Consider the following 17,642-nt stretch of genomic DNA (forward strand, 5'->3'; position numbering starts at 1 on the left):
GCGTCCCTCCCCCAGCGCCACCCGCCCGCGAAGGAGTCCGCCATGCCGTTGCTGCCCGGTGCCGAACCGTACCGCCACCGCGGCGGACCGGTGGGGGTGCTGCTGTGCCACGGCTTCACCGGATCGCCGCAGTCGCTGCGGCCCTGGGCGGAGGAACTGGCGGCGGCCGGGTTCAGCGTGTCGCTGCCGCTGCTGCCCGGGCACGGCACCCGGTGGCGGGACATGCAGGTCACCCGCTGGGAGGACTGGTACGCCGAGGTCGAGCACGAACTGCTGACGCTCTCCGCCGAGTGCGAGCAGGTCTTCGTCTGCGCGCTGTCGATGGGCGGCGCGCTGGCGCTGCGGCTGGCCGCGCTGCACGGTCCGGCGGTGTCCGGGCTGGTGCTGGTCAACCCGTCGGTGCGCTCGGACAACCCTGCGAGTGTGCTGCTGCCGGTGCTGCGGCACCTCGTGCCGAGCGTGCCCGGGATCGCCGACGACATCGCCAAGCCCGGCACGGTCGAGCTGGGCTACGACCGGACGCCGCTGAACGCCGCCTGGTCGCTGGGCCGGCTGTGGCGGGACGTCCAACGGCGGCTGCCGCAGGTGACCCAGCCGGTGCTGCTCTTCCGCAGTCCGCAGGACCACGTCGTCTCGCCGGCCAACTCGGAACTGGTGCTGGCCCGGATATCCTCGACCGACGTGACGGAGCGGCTGTGCCAGCGCAGCTTCCACGTCGCGACGCTGGACCACGACGCGGCGGAAATATTCGCGGCCAGCCAGGACTTCATCCGACGGCTGGCCCCCGCGCACGCGGTGGGCGTCACCGGGGTCGAATCCGACGATCACCATGGCTGAAGGGCCGGAAGTGCACGAGAGCAGCACGGCGGGCGGCGGGGACGAGGCACCCCGCGAGGACGGCACAGCGAAGGACAGCACGGCGAAGGACAGCACGGCGAAGGACGGCACCGCGCACAGCGGCGCCCCGGCGGACCGTCCGGGGGCGGACGGCGTCACCGCCCCGGCCGCGGAGGCCGCCGAAGCACCGGCCGCCGACCGGCGCCCGGCCGAACCGGACGCCACCGCGCCCGCGGAGCCCCGCACCCGGCGCGCCCCCGAGCGCAGCCAGGCCGAGCAGGACGAGATCTTCGCCGCCCTGGTCGCCCAGTTCGACGACCCCGTGGACCTCACCAACCCCAACTGGCCGGAGGTCGAGAACCTCCGGGCCCAGAGCGAGCTGAAGGGCGGCTTCAAGGACGCCCCCGGCTCCCGGACCGACCCGGACGACCTCGCCGACCTCGCCCCGCAGCCCCGCCCCCGCTCCGGTCGGCCGGTGATGCCGGCGGCGGGCTCGGGCCCGCGCGACTTCGAACTGGCCGAGGAGACCGACGAGGACCACTACGTCCCGCCGGAGCCCCCGCCGCTGCCGACGGCCGACGTCACCGCGAAGTTCGCCTGGCTCGCGGTGCTCGGCGGCCCCGCCCTGCTGCTGTTCGACGCGGTGGTGTGGCGGGAGATCGCCGGCTGGCCGGCCTGGGTCGGGATCACCGCCTTCCTCGGCGGCTTCGTCACCCTGGTGACCCGGATGAAGGACCGCGACGAGGACGAGCCCGAGGACCCGGACAACGGCGCCGTGGTCTAGGTTGCTGGAGCCTCCGGCAGCTCCAGCACCGCGAGCACCGGCAGGTGGTCGGTCGCGGCGCGCAGGTCGGCCTCGGTGACGCCGGGCAGCCCGTGCGGCACCCCGCAGCCGAGGACGGTGATCCCGGGCGTGGCGAACACGGCGTCGATCCGCTGGTAGGGGCGCTCGGGGACGGACGTGAACTCGCCGCCCCAGGGCGCGGTCGGGTACCCGTCCTGGAGCCGCGCGGCCAGCAGCCGCCAGCCCCTGCCGTCCGGGTGCTCGTTGAAGTCCCCTGCCACGATGCCGTGTTCGGCGATCCCGAGCTGGTCGAGCAGCAGCTCGAACTGGCCGTACCGCTCGTCGGCGTCCAGGCTGAGGTGGCAGCTGGTGAGGGTGAACGGCGCCGTTCCGGGCAGTCGCAGCAGCGCGGTGGCGAAGCCGCGGGCGTGCAGGCCGCGGGTCTTGGGCAGCAGCCGGTCGTGCACGCCCAGCAGTTGCGCCGCGCCGGGCCGGCCGAGCAGCAGCGGCCCGGCGGCGGTCCGGCCGCCGCCGGCCAGGACGACCGTCCCGGTGCTCCGGGCCAGCCGGGCGGCCTGACCCTCGGGCCGCCAGTAGCGCGGTGACTCCTGGATGCAGACCAGGTCGGGCGCGCAGGCCCGGATCACCCGGGCCAGCGCCCGCCGGTCGTCCCGCAGCGAGCGGATGTTGTAGCTGAGCAGGCGCAACCGGCGCGGGCCGGGCGGCGGCGGTTCGGCGGGTGCCGTGGTCATGGTCCTGGTCCTCCCCGTACGTGGTGCGTGGGACGACCGTACGGCAGGGCCGGGGGCGTGCGTCGGCGGCGGCGCGTCCGGAGTTGGTCGGGGTCCGGTCGCACCGCCGCCGGCGGGTTCAGGGGGTGGCTACGCGGTGCGGGCCAGGTCGGCGGCGCCGACGATGCCGGCGGCGGAGCCCATCGAGGCCAGCACGACCTCGGCGCGCGGGCGGTGGATGCCGCCGGTGAGGTAGTGCTCGAAGGCCTTGGCGACCGGGTCGAGCAGCAGGCGGCCGGAGTCGGAGACGCCGCCGCCGAGGACGAAGACGCCCGGGTCGAAGAGCGCGGCGAGGTCGGCCATGCCGCGGCCGAGCCAGTCGGCCAGTTCGGCGTAGCACTCCAGGGCGAGCGGGTCGCCCTCCTCGGCCGCCTCGGTGATGTGGATGCCGCGGATGGTCTCGGCGACGCCGTCGTTGAGCTCCAGCATCCGCCGGCCGCGCACCTGGTCGGCGGCGGCCTTCTCCCGGCCGTAGCGGCGCAGCGCCCGCCCGGAGCCGTACTGCTCCCAGCAGCCCTTGCCGCCGCAGCCGCAGGTCAGGCCGTCGGGGACCATGTTGAGGTGGCCGATCTCGCCGGCCACGCCGAACCGGCCGCGGTGCAGCCGGCCGTCGAGGACGATGCCGCCGCCGATGCCGGTGCCGACGGTGATCAGCACCATGTCCTGGTGGTCGGCGGCGGCGCCGAAGCGGAACTCGGCCCAGGCGGCGCAGTTGGCGTCGTTCTCGACGACGGTGTCCAGGCCGGCGAGCTCCTCGATGCGGCCGCGCAGCGGCTCGTTCTCCCAGTCGATGTTGGGCGCGAAGATCACCGTGGAACGGTTGCTGTCCACGAAGCCGGGGGCGCCGACGCCGACGGCGGTGACGTCGGGGTGCTGCTCCTTGAGCTCGCGCACGGCCTGCGCGATGGCATCGACCGCCCACTGCGGGTCGGCCGGGGTGGGCACCCTGGTCCGGGCCAGGATCGCGCCCGCCTCGTCGACCACGCCTGCCGCGATCTTGGTCCCGCCGACATCGACGCCGATGGTCAGAGCCATGTGTCCCTCAGCTATTCACTCGTTCCCGCTGGGCGGAACGGTACCGCCCAACCCTGCCCCCCGTACACAGCCTCGCATACATTAACCGAAGACAATCATGGACCAACCGGGCCGTGACGCTTCAAAAGTCGTATCTAATCGCCCGCTTCGTCACGCACCAGAGCAACGCGATCACGGTTCGAAGGTTACGGATTCACTGCTTGGCGGACGCCTCGTCAGGCGTGTCGAGGTCGATCCGCTCGGTGGCGGCGCCCTCGCCGGCCGTCCAGCGGTGCTCGTGGCCGGCCACCGCGGCCCGGTAGGCGGCCAGCAGTTCGGTGCCCGCGGCGGCCAGTCCGGAGCCGGCGGCGGCGAGGTGGGAGTAGACCTCGGGCTGCTGGGTGCGCAGCCGGTCGGCCAGCCCGGAGAGGGTGATCAGGGTGTCGGCGCTCGCCTCCTGCGCCTTCTGGCCGACGGCGGAGGCGAGCTTGCGCACCTCGTCCACCAGCGGGCCCAGCTCCGGCCCGAACGGGTGGGCCTGCGGGCCGCCCGGCTCGGCGGTGGGCTCGGTCCGGTCGTCGGTGCTGGTCATCGCGGGCGCCTCCTCGGCCGTGGCCGCACCCCGCGGCCCTCGGGCCCGACGCTACCGGACAGCCCGTAGGGACCCCGAAAGGGCTTCAGCCCCGGGGCCAGAGCGCCGGGTCGGGCGCGAACCGCACCGAGAGCGCCCCGTCGTGCAGGCTCGCGCCGGCCACCGTGCAGCGGCGCAGCGCGGACGGCAGGGTGAGCACCCGGCGGTGGGCACCGAGGCCGACCACCAGTTCGTCGCCGCGCCGGACGAGGTCCAGCTCGGCCCGGTCGGCGCCGGGCAGCGCGAGGTGCCAGACCAGCAGGCCCTCCTCGGCGAGGCGGTCCTCGACCGGCCAGGGCTCGGGGGCCAGCCGCTCCGGGCCGGGCCCGTCCCCGTACAGCCGGTCGGCGACGGCCTCCAGGGTGGCCTCGGCCAGTCCGGTGGCCAGCACCGGGGCGTCGGTCTCGGCCGCGAGCTCGGCCAGCTCCTCCCGGCGGCGGCGGGCCAGCGCGGCCAGCCACGGGTCCGGCGAGTCGGCCGCGCCCTCGGGCAGCACGCCGTGCACCACGACGGCGTCCGGCCGGTGGCCGTGCAGGGCCAACCCGGCCCGGATCCGGCCCAGTTCCTGGTACGGGTGGCCGTCGGCCGGCACGACCAGGCGCACGCTGGTGCCGGGCGCGGCGATCGCGGCGCGGGACTCGGCGAGCACCGCGGCGGCCTTGGTCCGCCCCTCGTACAGCCACTCGGCGGGCATCGGCACGCCGGCCAGGCCGGCCAGCAGCGGGCGCAGCGCCCGGGCCGCCTGCCGCTGCTCGGGGACGAGCCGGTCCAGGTAGCGCTCCAACTGCTCGGGCAGGGCGAGGGTGGCGATCAGCTCGGCGGGCGGCGGGGCGAGCACGACCAGGACGTCCTGGTCGGCGGCGGGCAGGGCGCGCAGCAGGGCGATCCGGGCGATGCCGGGGAGGGCGGTCAGCTCCTCGGGGTCGAGCTGCTCGGCGCCGAGCAGGTCGAGGGCGGGCTTGAGCCGGCTGGTGAGCTCGCCGGCGGCGTACCGGAAGGCGGCCTGCTCGTCGATCCGGGAGACGGTCAGGCCGGGTGCGTAGCGGGCCGGTTCGGGCTCCAGGCGGGTGCCGAGGACGCCGTCCAGGGCGCGGTGCGGGTCGTCGGCGGCCAGCAGCCAGGTGCGGTGGCCGCGCCGGGCCGCGTGCAGGGCGGTGGCGGCGGCCACCACGGGCGCGCCCGCGTCGCCGCTGACCAGGATGGTGCGTGTCGCCGTCATGCCGTCGGCCCCCGTTCCGCCGCGTCAGCCCTGGACGGGCTTCTTGCCGTCGGCGTCCTCGACGCGCTTCTTCAGACCGGCCAGGGCGCGGTCGATGATGACCTTCTCGGCCTTGCGCTTGATCATGCCGAGCATCGGGATCTTGACGTCCACGGCGAGCTGGTACGTCACCTCGGTGCGGCTGCCGGAGAGCGGGGCGAGGGTGTAGGAGCCGTCCAGCGAGCGGAGCATCTGGCTGCGCACGAGGGTCCAGCCGACCTCGCGGTCGCCGTCCCAGGTGTAGGCGAGGACGTGCTCGTCGCGGATGGCACCGGCGTCGAGCAGCAGGCGGACCTGGGCGGCGCGGCCGTTCTCGCCGGCTTCCAGGACCTCGACCTCCTTGACCTCGCCGGTCCAGGCCGGGTAGGCGGCGAAGTCGGCGATCACGGCCATGACCGTGGCCGGGGTCGCGTCGATGGTGATGCTCGACCTGGTGTGCTCCGCCATGGAATGGCCCTCCGCGTCGTCCCTCTGCCTGCCGGTCCGGTCGAGCGTGCTCGGCCTTGTCCGCCCGGAGCAGGCTACCGCGACCGGCGATCGGCTCGGCCGCGCGGGCCGCGGCTCGGCGGGGGCCCGGCGCCGGTCGGCGGGGCATGCTACCGGCCGGTCACCTCGGGGCTGTCGTAGGGTGCCATTCGAACGACCCGGTCACGGCCTGGTCGGACCCGGCCGGGTGTGACACTTCGAACACCGGAGCCGACCCCCCTGGTCGAAGCTGCCTACCGGGCAGTAACGTCCTGCCGTCCCGCAGCGTCGCGAACGAGGAGCAGTCTTGCTCGACTTCAGCCTTCCGGCTCTCTACCAGGTACCCAGCGGCGGTAATCTCTCCGACCCTGTGCACCGGAACGCAGCGGAGCACCCGGATGTCGCGGTGCTCAGCCGTAAGGTGGACGGCCGCTGGCAGGAGTTGACCGCGGTGCAGTTCCTGGCCGAGGTGCACGCCGCCGCCAAGGGCCTGATCGCCGCGGGCATCGAGCCGGGCGACCGGGTGGGCGTCATGTCCCGCACCCGGTACGAGTGGACGCTGCTGGACTTCGCGATCTGGACGGCCGGCGCGATCACCGTCCCGGTGTACGAGACTTCCTCCGCCGAGCAGGTCGAGTGGATCCTCGGCGACTCCGGCGCGGTCGCCGTCGTCACCGAGACCGACCAGCACGTCAAGGTCGTCGACGAGGTCCGCGGCCGGCTGACCGGGCTGAAGCACACCTGGCAGATCGAGGGCGGCGCGATCGCCGCGCTGGCCGAGGCCGGGAAGGACGTCCCGGACGAGACGGTGCAGGAGCGCCGCTCGACCGCGACCGCCGACTCGATCGCCACCATCGTCTACACCTCGGGCACCACCGGCCGCCCGAAGGGCTGTCAGCTGACGCACGCCAACTTCCTCGCCGAGTGCGGCAACGTGGTGGAACGCCTGGCCCCGCTGTTCCGCACCGGCGACAGCTCCGTCCTGCTGTTCCTGCCGCTGGCCCACGTGCTCGGCCGGATCGCCGAGATCGCCACCGCGATGGCGCCGATCAAGCTGGGCCACGTCTCCGACATCAGGGACGTCACCGCCGAGCTGGCCGCCTTCAAGCCGAGCCTGATCCTGGGCGTGCCGAGAGTCTTCGAGAAGGTCTACAACACCGCCCGCGCCAAGGCCCAGGCCGACGGCAAGGGCAAGATCTTCGACAAGGCCGCCGACACCGCGATCGCCTACAGCCGGGCGCTGGACGCCGGCGGCGCGGGCCTGGTCCTGCGGATCAAGCACGCGGTCTTCGACAAGCTGGTCTACAGCAAGCTGCGCGCCGCCCTCGGCGGCCGGGCCACCCACGCCATCTCCGGCGGCGCCCCGCTCGGCGAGCGGCTGGGCCACTTCTACCGGGGCATCGGCTTCACCGTCCTGGAGGGCTACGGCCTGACCGAGACCTGCGCGGCCACCGCCTTCAACCCGTGGGACAAACCGAAGATCGGCACGGTCGGCCAGCCGGTCCCCGGCGCCTCGGTGCGGATCGCCGAGGACGGCGAGGTCTTCTTCAAGGGCCCGCACGTCTTCACCGGCTACTGGAACAACCCGCAGGCCACCGCCGACACCCTCAAGGACGGCTGGATCGCCACCGGCGACCTCGGCTCGCTGGACTCCGAGGGCTACCTGACCATCACCGGCCGCAAGAAGGAGATCATCGTCACCGCGGGCGGCAAGAACGTCGCCCCGGCCGTGATCGAGGACCGCATCCGGGCGCACGCGCTGGTCGGCGAGGTCATGGTGGTCGGCGACCGCAAGCCCTTCGTGGCCTGCCTGGTCACCGTCGACCCGGACTTCTTCCCCAAGTGGAAGGAGCTCAACGGCAAGCCCGCCACCGCCACGGTGGCCGAGCTGAGCCAGGACCCGGACCTGCTGGCCGCCCTCCAGGCCGCGGTGGACGACGGCAACGCGGCCGTCTCGCACGCCGAGGCGGTCAAGAAGTTCCGCCTGCTGGACACCGAGTTCTCCGAGGAGAGCGGCCACCTGACGCCCTCCCTCAAGCTCAAGCGCAACCTCGTGCTGAAGGACTTCGCCGCCGACATCGAGGCGATCTACCAGAAGTAGCCGCAGGGCCCCGCCTCCGCGGAAGGAGACGGGGCCCGCTCACGTACCTAGGCCTCCAGCAGCGAGGTCAGCCGCCCGGCCAGCAGGTCCCAGCGCCAGGAGCGCTCCACCCAGCGCCGCCCGGCCTCGCCCATCCGCCGCCGCAGCTCCTCGTCGCCCAGCAGCCGGACGATCCGCTCGGCGGCCGCGGCGGCCGAGCCGCCCGGCACCACGTACCCGGTCTCGCCCTCCAGCACCGCGTCCGGCGCGCCGCCGGAGTCGCCCGCGACCACCGGCAGACCGGTCGCCGAGGCCTCCAGGTAGACGATGCCCAGGCCCTCGACGTCCAGCCCCCCGCGCCTGGTCCGGCAGGGCATCGCGAAGACGTCCCCGGCCCCGTAGTGGGCGGGCAGCTCCTCCCACGGCACCGAGCCGGTGAAGCGCACCGAGGCCCGGACTCCCCTGGCATCGGCCAGCTTCTCCAGGTCCGCCCGGTACGGGCCGCCGCCGACGATCAGCAGCACGGCGTCCGGCACGTCGGCGAGGATCTGCGGCATCGCCTCGATCAGCGTGTCCTGCCCCTTGCGCGGCACCAGCCGGGAGACGCAGACCACCACCGGCCGGTCCGCCAGCCCGAGCCGTCGACGCACCTCGGCGCCCCCCGAGCCCGGGTGGAAGGTCGTCTCGTCCACGCCCGGCGGCAGCTGCACCATCCGGGCCGCGGCCTGCGGCCCGACCGCGCCCGCGATCCGGGACCGGGTGTACTCCCCCAGGTAGGTCAGCACGTCGGTGCCCGCGCCGATCCGCCGCAGCAGCTGCCGGGCGGCCGGCAGCTGGGCCCAGGCGGCCTCGTGCCCGTGGGTCATGCCGAGCAGCCGCGCCGCACCGGCCCGACGCAGCGCGGGCGCCATCAGCCCGAGCGGGGCGGCGGCGCCGAACCAGACCGAGTCGCACTTCTCCGCCCGCAGGATCTCGGCGGCCCGCCGGGTGACCCGCGGTGTGGGAACCATCACCTTCGTCCGGTCCCGGATCACCGGGAACGGCTGCTCGGCGTCGAAGCGGGCCACCTCGGTGCCGTCCCGCCAGGTCGAGGCGTACACCACGATGCTCCCGGCGGGCTGACGTACAGCCATGTTGTGCACGAAGGCCTGGATGCCGCCGGGGCGGGGCGGGAAGTCGTTGGTGACGATCAAGGTTCGGTGCATTCAGGCCACGGCTCGCTTGTCGGGGGGTGCGCGGTGTACCGCTGGGTGATCCGTACGATAGGTCAACACCATGACCCGCCGGGAACGGATCCGCGCACGGCAACCGTTTCACCCCCGGGTCAGTCCTAGAACCTAGGCGGCCGGTGGCGGCCCGGCCCAGCGTGCCGTGCCCGCCCCTCCGACCGCCCGGGCGTCCGTCGCGCGGCGCCTCCGGTGGGACGTCCGAGACGAACGAGGGAGCGCAGTGGAGTTGGCCCCGGCCACCGAGTCCGGTACACCCAGCGGCGCCGCCGGCCCCGGCCCGACGCCGGCCGCCCGGCAGGAGCCGGCCCGTGCCCCCGGCCGCCCGTTCGGGGCGCTCGCCGCACTCGGCGCCACCTGGCTGGCCACCCGGACGGTGCTGGTGCTGCTGATGACCGGCGTGGTCAAGGGGCTCGGCGGGGACATCACCGCCGACGTCTGGATGATCTACCACGCCTGGTACGGCGTCCTGCAGACCGGCACCTTCCCGTTCGACGACGTGACCTGGCAGTACCCGCCCGGCGCGGCCCTGGTGATCCTGCTGCCGGGCCTGCTGCCCTGGTCGTACCTGGTCTCCTTCTGGGTGATCTGCGGGATCGCCGACGTCGCCGCCACCGCCCTGCTGGTCCGCACCGGACTGCGCCGGGGCCGGGCACTGACCGGCGCCTGGATGTGGGTGGTGGCCGTGCCGCTGCTCGGCCCGATGGTCTACAACCGGCTGGACATCATCGTCACCGCGATCGCCCTGGCCGGCCTGCTGGCGCTGATCCGCCGCCCGGCGATCGGCGGGATGCTGCTCGGCCTGGGCGGGATCATCAAGATCTGGCCGCTGCTCGCCCTGATCGGCACCCCCTCCGGCCGCCGCACCCGCCGCGCCTGGACGCTGGCCGCGGCCACCGCCGTCTCGGTGGGCTTCCTGCTCGCGGCCGGGATGAACGGCGCCTTCGGCTTCCTCGCCTTCCAGAAGGAGCGCGGCATCGAGGTGGAGTCGCTCGGCGCGCTGCCGCTGCACTTCGCCCGGCTCGCGGACGCCTGGGACGGCAAGGTCACCATGAACTACGGCTCCCCGGAGATGCTCGGGCCGTGGGTCCCCGTGATCAGCAAGGTGATGATGGCCGGCACCGTGCTGGGCTTCGCCTGGCTGCTGCTCTGGCGCTTCACCGCCAAGCGCCGCAACGCGGCCACCATGTACGACGCGGCGCTCAGCGCGCTGCTCATCTTCACCGTCACCAGCCGGGTGATCAGCCCGCAGTACCTGGTCTGGCTGATCGGCGTCGCCGCGGTCTGCCTGACCGTGCGCGGCAGCAGCCAGCGGCCGGTGGCCCTGCTGATCCTGCTCGCCTGCCCGCTGACGCTGGCCGAGTTCCCGCTGATGTTCAGCCGGATCCTCGCCAGCGAGCCCTGGGGCGTCACCGTGCTCAGCCTGCGCAACCTGCTGCTGCTGGCCGCCACCGTGCTCTCCTGCATCCGGCTCTGGCGCGCCACCCGCGGCCCGGCACAGCTCCCGGCGACGGTGGTGCTGGCCAAGCCCGAGGCGGTGCCCGCCGGCGCCTACCCGGTGCGCCCCGGCATCGCCTACGAGCAGGACCTGCTGGACGGCATCGACCGGCCCGGCACCCCGGCCAGGCAGCGGCCCGGCACCCCGGCCAGGCAGCGGCGCTGAACGACGCGCGCCGTCAATCGCGCAGCGCGGCCACCTCGGCCAGCCAGAGCCGGGTGAACTCGGCCAGGCCGACGCCCGGTCCGGCCCGGAGCAGCCGGTCGAGCCGGCGGTCCCGGTCCTCCCCCTGCCCGTCGGCCGCGCCGACCGCCCGGTAGAACGCCACGAGCCGCTCGGGCCCGTAGCGCCGGGCGATCAGCTCGCAGGCGAGCCAGGCCTGCTCGTAGGCCTGGGCGATGCCGTCGGCGCCCGCGGTGAAGTCCCGGTCGGCGGGCAGCGCGGCGGGCAGCCGGCCGGCGGCGACGTCCCGGGCCAGCTCGGGGGCGATCTGCTGCGGGCGCCGGCCGGAGCCCCGGTAGGCGGTCCAGTCGGCGACGCCCTCGGAGAGCCAGAGCGGTGTCCAGGCCCGGGTGTCGGCCCTGGTCGCGACGTGGGTGGCCTCGTGGGTGACGACCACCTGCCGGCCGAAGTCGCTGAGCCGCCCGAACGTCCCGGGGTTGACCAGCACCCGGTCGGCGGGGGTGTGCCAGGGCGCGCCGGCGGCGGCCGAGGTGACCGCCGCCATGCCCGTCCAGCCCGCCGGGTCGACCTCCAGCAGCCGGGCGAACTGCTCTGCGGTGGCGGGCACTTCGAGCAGCAGGCGGCCCGCCCAGCCGGTGCCCCAGACCTCGCTCACGGCGGGCACGGCCCGGTCGGCCACCGCGACCAGGCCGGCCGGGTCGGGCCCGTCGGCCAAGCCGAGCACCAGGCAGTGCGCGCCCGCCGCGGAGCGGGCGGAGCCGAGGTCCCAGAGCGCCGGGGGCCCGCTCGCGCTCTCCTCCCGGTCGACCCGCCAGCTGCCGCCGGCCCGGACCAGGTCGATCCGGCGCGGGTACACCACCGGATAGTCGTCGTACCCGGTGATCCGGACCGCCAGGTCGGCGGCGGCCGTGAGCCGCTCCGGCCCGGCGTCCGCGCCGAGCACCAGGTTGCGGTAGCCGGCCTCGATCGCCGCCGGCCCGGACCAGGAGGGCAGCGCCCGGGCCCGCGCGTCCAGCAGCGCGGCCACCTCGGCCCGCCGGTCCGCCGCCCACCCGGCCGCCGAGGGGGCCGCCGGGGCGGCCGGCGGCAGCGACAGCTGGGCCAGCCCGCCGGCCGCGAGCAGCAGCGCACCGCGCCGGGACAGCGTCCGGCGGGCGCCGCCTATCGGGTGGGGGGCGTCGGGGTCGGACGGTGCCGGGCTCAGAGCCGGACCACCCCCGCGACCGGCATCGCGTTGACGCTCTCGTAGCGGACCCTGGCGCCCGGGTAGGGGGCGTGCACGATCACCCCGCCGCCGGCGTACATCCCGACGTGGTGCATGTCCCGGTAGAAGATCACCAGGTCTCCCGGCCGCGCTTCGGAGAGGCTGACCCGCTGCCCGGCGTACGCCTGGGCCTGCGAGGTGCGCGGCAGGGTCACTCCGGCCTGCCGCCAGCTGTAGTACATCAGACCGGAGCAGTCGAAGGCGCGGGGCCCGGTGGATCCGTAGAGGTAGGGCGAGCCGATCATCCGCACCGCGGCGGCCAGTGCGGCCGCCCCGCGCTCGGAGGCGGGCGGGGCCGTGCCGAGGTCCAGCCGGTCGGTGCCCCGGGTGGCGCGTTGCTCGGCCTCCTGGGCGTCCTGGGCGGCCATCCGGGCCCGCTCGGCGACGCCCAGGCTGTTCAGCAGCCGCTGGGCCTTGGTGAGCCGCTGCTGGATCTGCTGCTTGCTGTCGGCGAGCGAGCGGCGGGCCTGGTCGAGTTCGGCGAGCTTGCCGGCGGTCTCGGTGCGGCGCTGGTCGAGTCGGCGCTGGCGGGTGGCCAGTTCGTGCAGGGTCTCCTGCTGCCGCTCGGCGGCCTGATCGAGGGTGCGGGCCCGGGACAGGTAGCCCTCCGGGTCGGTGGAGAGCATCAGCTGGACGGTCTGGGCCATGCCGCCGCCGCGGTACTCGGCGCCGGCCACGGTGGCGAGGTCGCCGCGCAACTGGTTGAGCTGGTCCTGGGCGACGGCGATCTCGCCCTGGAGGACGGTCGTCTCGCCCTGGAGGCGCTGCTGCGTCTCCAGGGCGGCGTTGTACTTCTCGGACGCCTGCTCGGCCTCGCCGTAGAGCTGTTCCACCTGCGCCTTGACGTCCTTGCGGGTGGGCGTGTCCGGCGCGGCGGGGGCGGCCTGGGCGCTGCCGCCCGCCGTCACGCCCAGGGCGGTGGTGGCGGCCGCGGTCAGCACCAGCGCACGGGCGAGCAGTTGGGGACGACGGTGCACGGGCATGGCGGCAGCGGCTCCGATCCGGCGGTGGGGCCCCGCCGCCGCACCAACGCGGGCGGCCCTGGAAGCGGAGTCCGGTGGCAGACGTTAGCGAGTCCGGGCAACCGAGTCCAAACCCCTGCCAACCCGAATATTTGACCCGTAATCGGACATCAGTCCGAGGCGCCGGAAAAGCCGCAGGCCCGGCCTTCCGTGGTGGAAGGCCGGGCCTGGGAGGGCCTGCGCGGGGATCAGACCCGCACGATGGAGGTCAGCGGCATGTTGCCGACCGCCTCGTAGCGGACCGACGCACCGGGCTTGGGCGCGTGCAGCACCTGGCCGTTGCCGGCGTAGATGCCGACGTGGTGGGCGTCCCCGTAGAAGATCAGCAGGTCGCCGGGCTGGGCCTGGGAGAGGTCGGTGCCGATCCGGGTACCGGCGTGGGCCTGCTCCTGTGAGGTGCGCGGCAGCGCCACGTCGACCTGGTTGAACGCCCAGACCATCAGGCCCGAGCAGTCGAAGGAGCCGGGGCCGGAGGCGCCGTAGACGTACGGGCTGCCGATCTTGGAGGCGGCGATGGACAGCGCCGCGGCGCCGCGCGAGCTGCCGGCGCTCGGCTTGGTGACCGGCGCGGCGGGGGCCTGCGACGCGCTCAGGTCGGTGCGGCTGTTGTCGCGGGAGGAGCGGTCGGCGGCCTGCTGGGCCGCCGCCTGCTGCTGGGCGGCCTTCGCGGCGGCGTCGGCCTTCGCCTTGGCCTCGGCGGCGGCCTTCTCCTCGGCCGCGCGGATCGCCTGGCGCTCCTGCTCGGACAGGGTGTTGAAGAGGTCCTGCGCGGCCTTGAGCTTGCCCTGGACCTCGTCCTTGGCGCTCTTCAGCTGCTGGGTGGTGGTCTCCATCTCGGCGAGCTTGCCCTGGGCCTCGGAGCGCACCTGGTCGAGCTTGCGCTGCTCGTCCTGGAGCTGCTTGAGCTGGCCCTTCTGGGTGCCGCCGGCCTGGTTCAGCGTGTCGGCCTGGCTCAGGAAGGTGTCCGGGCTGGCGGAGAACATCAGCTGGACGGTCTGCGATATGCCGCCGTTGCGGTACTGCTCGCCGGCGATCTCGGCCAGGCCGCCCTGAAGGTCGGTCACCTGCCCCTGCTGCCGCGCCACCTGGTCCTGGAGGTCGGTGACCTGCTTCTGCAGCTGCTGCTGCTTCTCCTGGGCGGCGTTGAGCTTCTCGGTCGCGACCTCGGCCTGCTCGTTGAGCTGGTCGACCTGCTCCTTGACCTGGTCCTTGGTCGGCTGCGGGTCGGCGTGGGCGCCGGACTGCGCGGACAGCGCGACGGCCGCGGCGGCGAAGCCGGTCATGATCGAGACCCGGGTGCGACTAGCGGGCTTGGGACGACGATGGGACGCCACGAAGGCGGACTCCTTCTTCCTACGCCGTCTACCGGGTGAGCTGACGGGTTCGGGCCGGAAGCGTGCCCTACGACGCCTCACGGCCGTTCCACCGGCCGACCTGGCGCCGATTCACCCCGGAGGAACGTGGTTCCCCGGCTCCGTTCGACAGCACCCCCGACTGCTGGGCTCCCCGTCGGGCAGGCACTGGGCCCGCCCCGCTGCGTCACGAACTCGACGGAAACCACCGCCGTCACCCTGGCTGGGCGATCGGGAGTGCGGTGGTTCGGGGCACGACCCTAGTAACTGAACCGTGATCCGTTCAAATCCTTGTCAGAAAAAAGACGGAAGAAGACCAAAGTTCTTTTGTGAATATGACACATAGTGATCACCGCCGTACGCAAAGCTGATCAGTCTTCACCGGGGACTCGCGCGGCGGACAAAACCCGAACGCCACCCCCGGCCGGAGGGTGGCGTGGATCACAGGCCCGGACGGGGCCCTTCGGGCGTGTCGGACCGTCAGACCCGGCGGATCGTGTTGATCGGCATCGCGTCGACCTTCATCACCTTCACCACGTCGCCGGTGTGCGGCGCGTGCACCACCATGCCGTTGCCGATGTACATCCCGACGTGGTGCCGGTCGGGGCCGTAGATGACCAGGTCGCCCGGCTGGGCCTGGTCCAGCGTGACCTTGGTGCCGACGTTGCCCTGCTCCTGCGAGGTACGCGGCAGCGAGACGCCGGCCTGGCCGTACGCCCAGACCATCAGGCCCGAGCAGTCGAAGGTGGTCGAGCCGGTGGCGCCCCACACGTACGGCGAGCCCTGCTTGCTCATCGCCTTGGCGACGGCCACGCCCGCGTAGCCGCCGGCCTGCGGGAGGCTGCCGAGGTCGGCGCGGTCGCTGCCGCGCGAGGCGCGGTCGTCCTGCTGCTGCTGGGCCCGCAGCGCGGCGCGGTCGGAGGCGCTGAGCGAGTTCAGCAGGTCCTGCGCGGCCTTGAGCTTCTGGTTGACGTCCGTCTTGGCCTGGTTCAGGTCCTTGGTGGTGGAGTCGAGCGAGGCCAGGACGGCGGCGGCCTCGGACTTCTCCTGGTCCAGCCGGCGCTGCTGGTCCAGCAGCGCCTTGAGCGCCTCGGACTCGCTGGCACTGGCCTGCTGGGCGCTGGACGCCTTCTCCAGGTAGCCGGACGGGTCCGAGGAGAGCATCAGCTGGACGGACGGGTCGATGCCGCCGGTGCGGTACTGCTCGCCCGCCACGCCGGCCAGGCCGGTCTGGAGCTGGGTCATCTCGTCCTGGCTGCGGGCCACCTTGTCCTGCAGCTGGTCGGACTGCTTGCGGAGCTGGTCGGCCCGCTCCTTGGCGCCGTTGTACTTCTCCGCCGCCTGCTCCTGGTCCTGCTGGAGCTGGTCGATCTGCGCCTTGACGTCGCTCTTGCTGGGCTGGGGCGCGGCGTGCGCGGCGACCTGCGCGGAGAGGGCGACCGCGGTCGCCGCGGCAGCGGTGAGCACGGAGACCCGGGCGCGGCTCGGCTGCTTGGGACGGCGGTGGGAGGCCAAGGGAATTGCTCCTTCTTCCATCGGCCTCACCCGATCAGGTGAGAATCCGGAAAATAGGTTTGACGCCACACCCTAGGGAAGATCCACGGGTTTTGCCACTCCCCCGAAGGCGTGAACTCCACTTCCCCCGCAGGCTTCACCGGATGTGCACACCGCCGCAAACCGGGCGCTGACCAGGCGTCATTCCGTCGCGGCAGCCGTCAGGGCCGCGCCAGCCGGTTCAGCAGCAGAACGGAGGCCACGGGGCGCGCGCCCGCCTTCCGCACGCCCTCCGCGACCTCCCGGTCGGTGGACACCACCACCACCGGACGCCCCTGCGGCTCGGCCCGCACCAGACGGCGGATCAGCTCGTCCGCGGTCTCGCCGGTCCGGCTGAACCGCACCCGCACCCCCCGCGGTGGCGCCATGATCACCGGAACGTCCAGGTCCTGCCCGTCGAACACGCAGGTGACCTCCGCCTGCGTGCGCTGGGCCAGCATCGCCAGCCCGCCCAGCAGCCGGATCCGCTGCTGCTCCAGCGGCAGCGTCGGATAGCCCGTCTTGGTCACGTTGTAGCCGTCCACCACCAGGTGCACCTGCGGGATCGCCAGCAACTGGTCCAGCAGCGCCGGATCGTCGTCGGCCAGACCGCGCCGGGCCACGTCGTGCGGCGAGGCCGCCCCCGGCACCACCGCCTCCACCAGGTCCCCCGGCCGGATCTGGGAGACCGGCAGCGCCAGCTCCCGCTGGAGCCCCTGCGCCGACTGCAGCACCGTGTCCAGCAGCAGCCGCAGCCGCATGTCCTCGACGCTGCGGCCCTCGCGGGCCGACCGGCGGCCCTGCTCGGCCGCCGTCTCCAGCTCGCCGACCCGGTGCCGCAGCCGCCGCGCCTCGGACTCCGCGGCGCCGCGCTCGGTGGCCGCCTGCGCCCTCGCGGCCTCCAGCTCGGCGGTCAGCCGCCTGGTCTCGGCCTGCGCCCGGCGGGTGTCGCTCTCCAGCGAGCGCACCTTCTTCCGCAGCGACTCGGCCTCCCGGCGGACGTCCTCGGACTCCGCACGCTGCCGCTCCAGGTCCGCCCGGGCCGCTGACCGCAGCTCGGCGAGCTCCGCCTGCAACTTCTCCACCAGCCGGGTGGCCTCGGCGGCCGCGCCCTCGGCGCCGGCCCGCTCGGCCTCCTCCCCGGCCTCGGCCACCAGCCGGCTCCAGCCAGCCGACCGCACCAGGTAGGCGGCGGCCGCGACGTCCATCGGATCGGCGGCGCCCGGGACGCTGCCCGACTCCAACGCCTTCACCAGGTCCGGCTGGCCCAGCCTCAGCCGCTCCGCTATCCGCACCCGGAACGCCGGCTCCGACTCCAGCGCCGCGGCCAGCGCCGTGGCCGCGTACTTGGCCCGCCGGGCCGGGGTGAACTTGACGTACTGGCGCAGGCTCTGCGGGAGCTCGCCGGGCGGCAGCCCGCCGAGCGCGTCCGAGGCCAGGCCGACCACGCGCCGGCGCACGCCCTCGGGCAGCGGCCGGTCCAGCTTCTCGGCAGCACGCTCCGCCACCGCCTCGCCGGAACCCACCGCCTCGCCGGAGCCCACCGACGCATCGGAACCCGCCGCCTCGCCGACGGCCGCGGGCCCGGACGGGGCCGCGTCGGCGGCCTGCGCCTGCGCGGCGGCAGCAGGCTGAAGCCCCTGCGCTTCGGCGGGCTCCCTCGCTGCGTCCACCACGTCCTCGGCTCCGATCCTGGTCCTACGG

At 74.2% G+C, this 17,642-nt stretch carries 15 protein-coding genes and 1 riboswitch; of the genes, 4 read left to right on the forward strand and 11 right to left on the reverse strand.

Features of this window, described 5'->3' with window-relative positions; all coding sequences use genetic code 11:
- Nucleotides 1-42 precede the first annotated feature (42 nt).
- Nucleotides 43-837: an alpha/beta fold hydrolase gene (locus ACFVX9_RS09195; protein WP_363377751.1), complete on the forward strand. Its 795-nt coding sequence runs from the start codon at nt 43-45 to the stop codon at nt 835-837.
- The gene (locus tag ACFVX9_RS09200; protein WP_387981117.1) at nt 830-1,621 is read left to right on the forward strand and encodes a hypothetical protein; all 792 of its coding nucleotides are present in this window, start codon (nt 830-832) and stop codon (nt 1,619-1,621) included. Before ACFVX9_RS09195 ends, ACFVX9_RS09200 begins: the two co-directional genes overlap by 8 nt.
- Here ACFVX9_RS09200 and ACFVX9_RS09205 read toward each other — a convergent pair.
- From ACFVX9_RS09205 to ACFVX9_RS09225, 5 genes are all read right to left on the reverse strand, one after another.
- Complete coding sequence (locus ACFVX9_RS09205; RefSeq protein ID WP_387981118.1) at nt 1,618-2,373, reverse strand: endonuclease/exonuclease/phosphatase family protein; 756 nt, start codon at nt 2,371-2,373, stop codon at nt 1,618-1,620. The two genes, ACFVX9_RS09200 and ACFVX9_RS09205, sit on opposite strands and share 4 nt — an antisense overlap.
- 129 nt (nt 2,374-2,502) lie before the next feature.
- Entirely contained in the window at nt 2,503-3,447 is a 945-nt protein-coding gene (locus tag ACFVX9_RS09210; RefSeq protein WP_063347268.1) for an ROK family glucokinase, read from the reverse strand.
- A gap of 193 nt (nt 3,448-3,640) precedes the next feature.
- Nucleotides 3,641-4,018 carry a DUF5304 family protein gene (locus tag ACFVX9_RS09215; protein WP_350884427.1) on the reverse strand — a complete coding sequence of 126 codons (378 nt, stop codon included), beginning with the start codon at nt 4,016-4,018 and terminating at the stop codon, nt 3,641-3,643.
- 85 nt (nt 4,019-4,103) lie between these two features.
- A complete protein-coding gene (locus ACFVX9_RS09220; RefSeq protein ID WP_363377758.1) occupies nt 4,104-5,276 on the reverse strand; it encodes an ArsA-related P-loop ATPase in 1,173 nt (390 codons plus the stop codon).
- Nucleotides 5,277-5,300: 24 nt separating this feature from the next.
- Nucleotides 5,301-5,762 carry an SRPBCC family protein gene (locus ACFVX9_RS09225; RefSeq protein WP_063347271.1) on the reverse strand — a complete coding sequence of 154 codons (462 nt, stop codon included), beginning with the start codon at nt 5,760-5,762 and terminating at the stop codon, nt 5,301-5,303.
- A 325-nt stretch (nt 5,763-6,087) separates the two neighbouring features.
- Here ACFVX9_RS09225 and ACFVX9_RS09230 point away from each other — a divergent pair, with 325 nt between their 5' ends.
- Complete coding sequence (locus tag ACFVX9_RS09230) at nt 6,088-7,881, forward strand: long-chain fatty acid--CoA ligase (RefSeq protein WP_063347272.1); 1,794 nt, start codon at nt 6,088-6,090, stop codon at nt 7,879-7,881.
- 47 nt (nt 7,882-7,928) lie between these two features.
- On the opposite strand, the gene ACFVX9_RS09235 is transcribed toward ACFVX9_RS09230, so the two are convergent.
- Complete coding sequence (locus tag ACFVX9_RS09235) at nt 7,929-9,065, reverse strand: glycosyltransferase family 4 protein (protein WP_380482012.1); 1,137 nt, start codon at nt 9,063-9,065, stop codon at nt 7,929-7,931.
- A gap of 244 nt (nt 9,066-9,309) precedes the next feature.
- On the opposite strand from ACFVX9_RS09235, the gene ACFVX9_RS09240 reads away from it, so the two are divergent.
- The gene (locus ACFVX9_RS09240) at nt 9,310-10,749 is read left to right on the forward strand and encodes a glycosyltransferase 87 family protein (RefSeq protein ID WP_387981119.1); all 1,440 of its coding nucleotides are present in this window, start codon (nt 9,310-9,312) and stop codon (nt 10,747-10,749) included.
- Nucleotides 10,750-10,762: 13 nt separating this feature from the next.
- On the opposite strand, the gene ACFVX9_RS09245 is transcribed toward ACFVX9_RS09240, so the two are convergent.
- The 5 genes from ACFVX9_RS09245 to ACFVX9_RS09265 all read right to left on the reverse strand — a co-directional run bounded on the left by ACFVX9_RS09245 (nt 10,763) and on the right by ACFVX9_RS09265 (nt 17,482).
- Nucleotides 10,763-11,794, reverse strand: coding sequence for a hypothetical protein (locus ACFVX9_RS09245; RefSeq protein WP_387981120.1), 1,032 nt, complete (start codon nt 11,792-11,794; stop codon nt 10,763-10,765).
- Nucleotides 11,795-11,967: 173 nt separating this feature from the next.
- Nucleotides 11,968-13,014: an NlpC/P60 family protein gene (locus tag ACFVX9_RS09250; protein ID WP_363377768.1), complete on the reverse strand. Its 1,047-nt coding sequence runs from the start codon at nt 13,012-13,014 to the stop codon at nt 11,968-11,970.
- A 227-nt stretch (nt 13,015-13,241) separates the two neighbouring features.
- On the reverse strand, nt 13,242-14,387 hold the full coding sequence (locus tag ACFVX9_RS09255) for an NlpC/P60 family protein (protein ID WP_063347277.1): 1,146 nt from the start codon (nt 14,385-14,387) through the stop codon (nt 13,242-13,244).
- Between the two features lie 10 nt (nt 14,388-14,397).
- A riboswitch (cyclic di-AMP (ydaO/yuaA leader) is annotated at nt 14,398-14,547 on the reverse strand.
- A 338-nt stretch (nt 14,548-14,885) separates the two neighbouring features.
- A complete protein-coding gene (locus ACFVX9_RS09260; RefSeq protein WP_387981121.1) occupies nt 14,886-15,920 on the reverse strand; it encodes an NlpC/P60 family protein in 1,035 nt (344 codons plus the stop codon).
- A gap of 200 nt (nt 15,921-16,120) precedes the next feature.
- Nucleotides 16,121-17,482, reverse strand: a complete 1,362-nt coding sequence (locus tag ACFVX9_RS09265) for an NYN domain-containing protein (protein ID WP_380424980.1) — start codon at nt 17,480-17,482, stop codon at nt 16,121-16,123.
- Nucleotides 17,483-17,642 lie beyond the last annotated feature (160 nt).

Origin of the sequence: Kitasatospora sp. NPDC058243, assembly GCF_042882025.1 — a bacterium.
Lineage (GTDB): Bacteria > Actinomycetota > Actinomycetes > Streptomycetales > Streptomycetaceae > Kitasatospora.